This is a genomic window from Helicobacter bizzozeronii (assembly GCF_900196775.1).
GTDB classification, from domain to species: domain Bacteria; phylum Campylobacterota; class Campylobacteria; order Campylobacterales; family Helicobacteraceae; genus Helicobacter; species Helicobacter bizzozeronii.
On record NZ_FZLB01000093.1, the window covers coordinates 1 to 4,214 of the forward strand.

Genomic DNA, 4,214 nt, shown 5'->3' on the forward strand with positions numbered 1-4,214 from the left:
CCTTCCAAAATGATTTGTTTGAGCCTTATCTCCACCTGATCTACAAGGACTTTTCGTCTATATTTGGGACACCACACAATATGGTATTTGCAAGAATAGACAATATTACTGTTACTCTTATATTTGATAGTTTGCATGCAGTGTATTATACAAAACTATATTAACTAATACTTTAAGATGATTGTTTTTTATTATGCTCTAAAGAGCATGCGCCTTATATCCCCATAGCTAAAGCTAGGGGCTTTACGGCGCGAGTGGTAAAAGGGGCGCATGGCTTTGATTTTAGCCACCTTGCTAACCTGACGGCTGGGCGTGTAGCAAAAGATGCCATCATTTAAGGGGCTCTTGTGTTGCTCTTTGGCTCTTTGGTTGTGCTGGGCTAAAGCCACTAATAACAAGCGGTGCAAGACTAACCCTCCGCCATCGCTCTCAATATAAGTTTTAGCCTCCGGGTATTGCTCTTTAGCCTGCAAAATGTAATTAATGGTCTGCTCCTCGCTCCAAACCCCGCAATAGACATCTAAAACGACATAACGGGCGTTTTCTTGGTAGTTTTCCACCCCCACAACCACAATGGCGCGGTTATCTGCGGATTCTTTGAGGGATAGGGCGTTATCCACAAAAATAAAGGTGTTGAACTGCCCTAATTCGTGCTTAAAAATCTGCTTGAAGTATTGGGGCTCAAAGTATCCCCCGCTGGTGGCTAGGGGCTCTTGCTGGTATTGCGCGCTAAATTCATCATTGCCCATTTGCAGCCGCATATCCTCTAATTGGGCGGCGTTGTGGCGGGCTTCAAATAAAGGCGTGTTAGGCGCGCGGGTGTAGCTAAAATCCTTAATGGAGTAGCACTCCTGCTGGGGGTTTAAGGCTTTAAGCTTAATGACCTTCCAGCTAGCAATTTGGGCGGGCTCAAATTCGCGTTCTGAGAGCAAAAAGGCGCATAGATCATTGAGCCCTAGCCTTTGCATTAAGATTGTGATGTTGCTTTGGTTATCTTGTAGCCGACTTAAAACGCTTTCTTTAAAGTTGGCATTGACTGCCTTGACTGCGCTTTTGCTGCTCATTTCGCTCACTTTTATCGGGTCATCGATGAGGATTTGGTGGGCGTGGAATCCAGTCAATGCGCTTTTAAGCGTGGTCACAAAGAGTCCCCCGCCTTCTCTTAAAACAAACTCTTGGGCGTTATCTTGCAAGAACTCTAGGGGTTTGGGGAAGATTTGGGCGTAAAACTTGGATTTCATCAGATCGCGCACTTGGTTGGCGATTTTCCTACATAGATCATCGCTGTAGCTGATATAGAAAAATTTTCTGCTCCTATCTAGCCCCAAACTCCAAGCAATGAAGCACCGTGCTATAATTTCGGTTTTACCATAGCTGGGGGGCATGTTGATCATCAGCCTTGTAAGTAAATCGCTCTCACCTGTGGTGTTGGGTTGGGTGCACTCTAGCACTTTACATAAATATGCAATGTGCCAACTATCCAAAAAGGGGGCTAAATTGTAGCGCGCCCATTTGAGCTTAACAAAAGTATATAAGTCCCTTTGGGCGAGGGCTCTTAAGGCTAATTCTCTTTGTGCGGGGGTCATTCTCTGTTCATAGGCAAGGCTAGCGGGGGCTTTTTACTCTTGCTGTTGGGGAGTAGCCCGCTTTGTGCACGAATGGCATTGCCTCCCATCATCGTTTGGGCATCATCGCTTTGTTGCATCAAGCCCCCTAAATTGAAGTTTTGCACTTGTTGGGTTAGGGCGTTAGCTTGTAATTGTTTCCCCTGCCAGCCTCTTAGCGCATTCATCCCCTTGACATTTTGGGCTTCAATGTTGATACGCTGTTGGTTTTGGGCGTTTTTGATCTTATCTTGCATTTGCTGGTATTTAAAGCCCTCTTCTTGGAGCTTTAAGCTGCGTTCATTCTGTTCGTTTTTAATCTGATCTTGTAGCCTTTGGTGGGCTTTGAGCTCCTCGTTATTGAGGATATTATAGGCATTTCTAGTGCTCTGCCCCAATTGGTCGTTAAAGTCTTTTAAAGACTGGTTTAAATGGCTATGCGCGCCTCTAAAGTGCCCTAAAGCATCGCTTAGAGCGGCTAAACCAGATCGCCCTGCGGTTATATCGGGTGCTTGCATTTATATCCTTGTGCCATACGAGATTAAGCAGATTCCGCCACTGGCTACGCTAATGGTGTAATTTGTAGCCGCTTGCAAATTAAACCACCCTGCCTTGCATTCCCCCCTCTGCCCATTAAAGCCCCCAGCTGCGCTGAGTAAATTGCTAAAGCTGGTGATGCCCCCTTGCAAGTTGCTCCCCATATTGGTGTGCCCGCCTTGTATAAACACATAGTAATAGATTGAATCGACTGGGGGAGTCCAGTTGCGGTTATTGGCAATATTGATGACTTGGAAGTTAAGCCCGAATCGATCTTGTTTTTGGCGCAACTCTTCTAAAAGGGTTTTAAGTGCGGCTAACTCTGTATGCAAAGGTGTTCCGGTGATGGCTAGTTTGGCCCCCAAATCATCGGCTAGGTTGTTGAGCTCAATTTTATGTTCTGTTAGCTTGGTTTGGGCGTTGTTGTTGTAGTCATCTAGCTTGTTTTGGGAGTTTAGATCGTAATGAGCCATCTTGTCTGTGGCGTTGTCGTTGTAGTCGTCTGTCTTTTGCTGGGCGTTGGCGTTATAGGCGTCTAATTGCGTCCTAGCTAGGGCTTCTATCTCAATGGTAGCCTGTTGGTTGGCTTTGTTGATGGTGTCTAGTTTTTGGGTGGCATTGAGATTATAGGCATCTTGCTGGGTGGTGGCATTGGTGTTAAAATCTTGGGTTAATTGGGCGGCGTTATTGGTGTAGTCTTGCTGGGCTTGGGTGGCGTTGGCATTATAGGCTTGCTGGCTGATACGGGCATTATTATCAAAAAGGCGGGTTTGTTGCTGGGCGTTGTTATTGTAGTCATCTAGCTGTTGTTGCCCCACTTGGCGCATCGTTGCGAGCTTGGCATCCGCCTCTTTAATCATACTCTGTTCGAGCATTTTTAAAAAGTCCCGTATTTTGATGACCTCCCTTAAGTGGGCTTGTATTTGCTCAAAGCGCTTAGTATAGTCGGTGTCAAATTGGGCGATTTGGGCATCCACTAACGCCATATGCTCTTTGATGCGCTTTAAACCTTGTTCTTCAAGTTCATTCAAAGCCATCTCTATGTTGGCTTGCAGGGCTAAAAGATTTGTAACGCTCTCTTGCTCTTGGGTGTTGATGTGGTTGATCGCCTGTTCTTGGTTTTCCTTAATGCTGGTGATGGCCTCGGCTAAGAGCTCCTTAATTTGCTCAATAAAGGCACGGCTTTTGGTGTTGAGCTCTAAAAGCTGGTTTTTCACATCTTCCATGCTGTTGAGTTTGGCTAGCAAGAGCTCGATACTCTTTTGATAGGCTAGTAAGCTCTTGCCCTCGCTATTAGCCCGTGCTAGCAACTTCTTCACCAATTCGATCTGATCGAGCACCACAGTGAAATTCTGGTTGATGAGGGCGTTGTTTTCATTCATTACGGCGTTGAACTCATCAAAGTAGCGGTTATAGTTTGTGACAAGCTCTTTTAAATAGTCAATCTGGGCGTTGAAAAAGACGCTCTTAGACTCTAGGGTGTTATTGGCTTTGGCTAGTTGCTCTTGGGCCAACTCATAAAAGCCCTTTAAGCTCTTAAATGCCATTAAAAGCCTAGCCACGCCTTGCAAGCACAAATAAATTTGTTCTTTCCATTTTTCATCGCTATTAAGGGCATTCTCAAGGCTGGCTAAAAACTTAGCCTCAATTTCAATGGGCTTAGGCGTGTTGGGGGTGAGTAGCTCAAAGAGGGGGGCATCGCCCACAAGGGGGGTGGGGGGCAAGTTATTTAAGCCTTGGGGTTGCATAAATTGAGCCACCTCTAGGGCGTGTTTTGCACTCTCTTGGAGCTCCTTGGCTTTTTCTAATTCCTCTTGGCTATCTTGCAGGGCTAGAGCAGCTTGCTGGCTTTGCTTAAAAGCCTCTTTGGCTTGTTGCTGGGCGATTTTAGCCTGCTCTAAAGCTAGGCTGGCTTGCTTAAACGCCTCCTTAGCCTCCTCAATCTCTTTTTCTTGTTGCTCTTTTAATGCCTTAAACTCGGGCGTGTCCTCAATGTTGGGAGGGGCATTGGGGTCTAATGCGGGGTCGGGTTGTTGTTGGACTGCGGGGGGCACTTGTGCGGGGTCTTGGGGG

Annotated in this window: 4 protein-coding genes; all 4 read right to left on the bottom strand. The window is 46.2% G+C overall.

Translation table 11 applies throughout. The features are described from left to right. Window positions 1-137: transposase (locus C5684_RS08360; protein ID WP_199764533.1), on the bottom strand; the 137-nt coding region annotated here is incomplete at its 3' end. A 54-nt stretch (window positions 138-191) separates the two neighbouring features. Further along, window positions 192-1,586, bottom strand: coding sequence for a hypothetical protein (locus tag C5684_RS08365; RefSeq protein WP_104640020.1), 1,395 nt, complete (start codon window positions 1,584-1,586; stop codon window positions 192-194). Then, entirely contained in the window at window positions 1,583-2,122 is a 540-nt protein-coding gene (locus tag C5684_RS08370) for a hypothetical protein (RefSeq protein WP_104640021.1), read from the bottom strand. Before C5684_RS08370 ends, C5684_RS08365 begins: the two co-directional genes overlap by 4 nt. Continuing rightward, on the bottom strand, window positions 2,123-4,214 hold a 2,092-nt coding region (locus C5684_RS08375; protein ID WP_158650231.1), incomplete at its 5' end, for a coiled-coil domain-containing protein.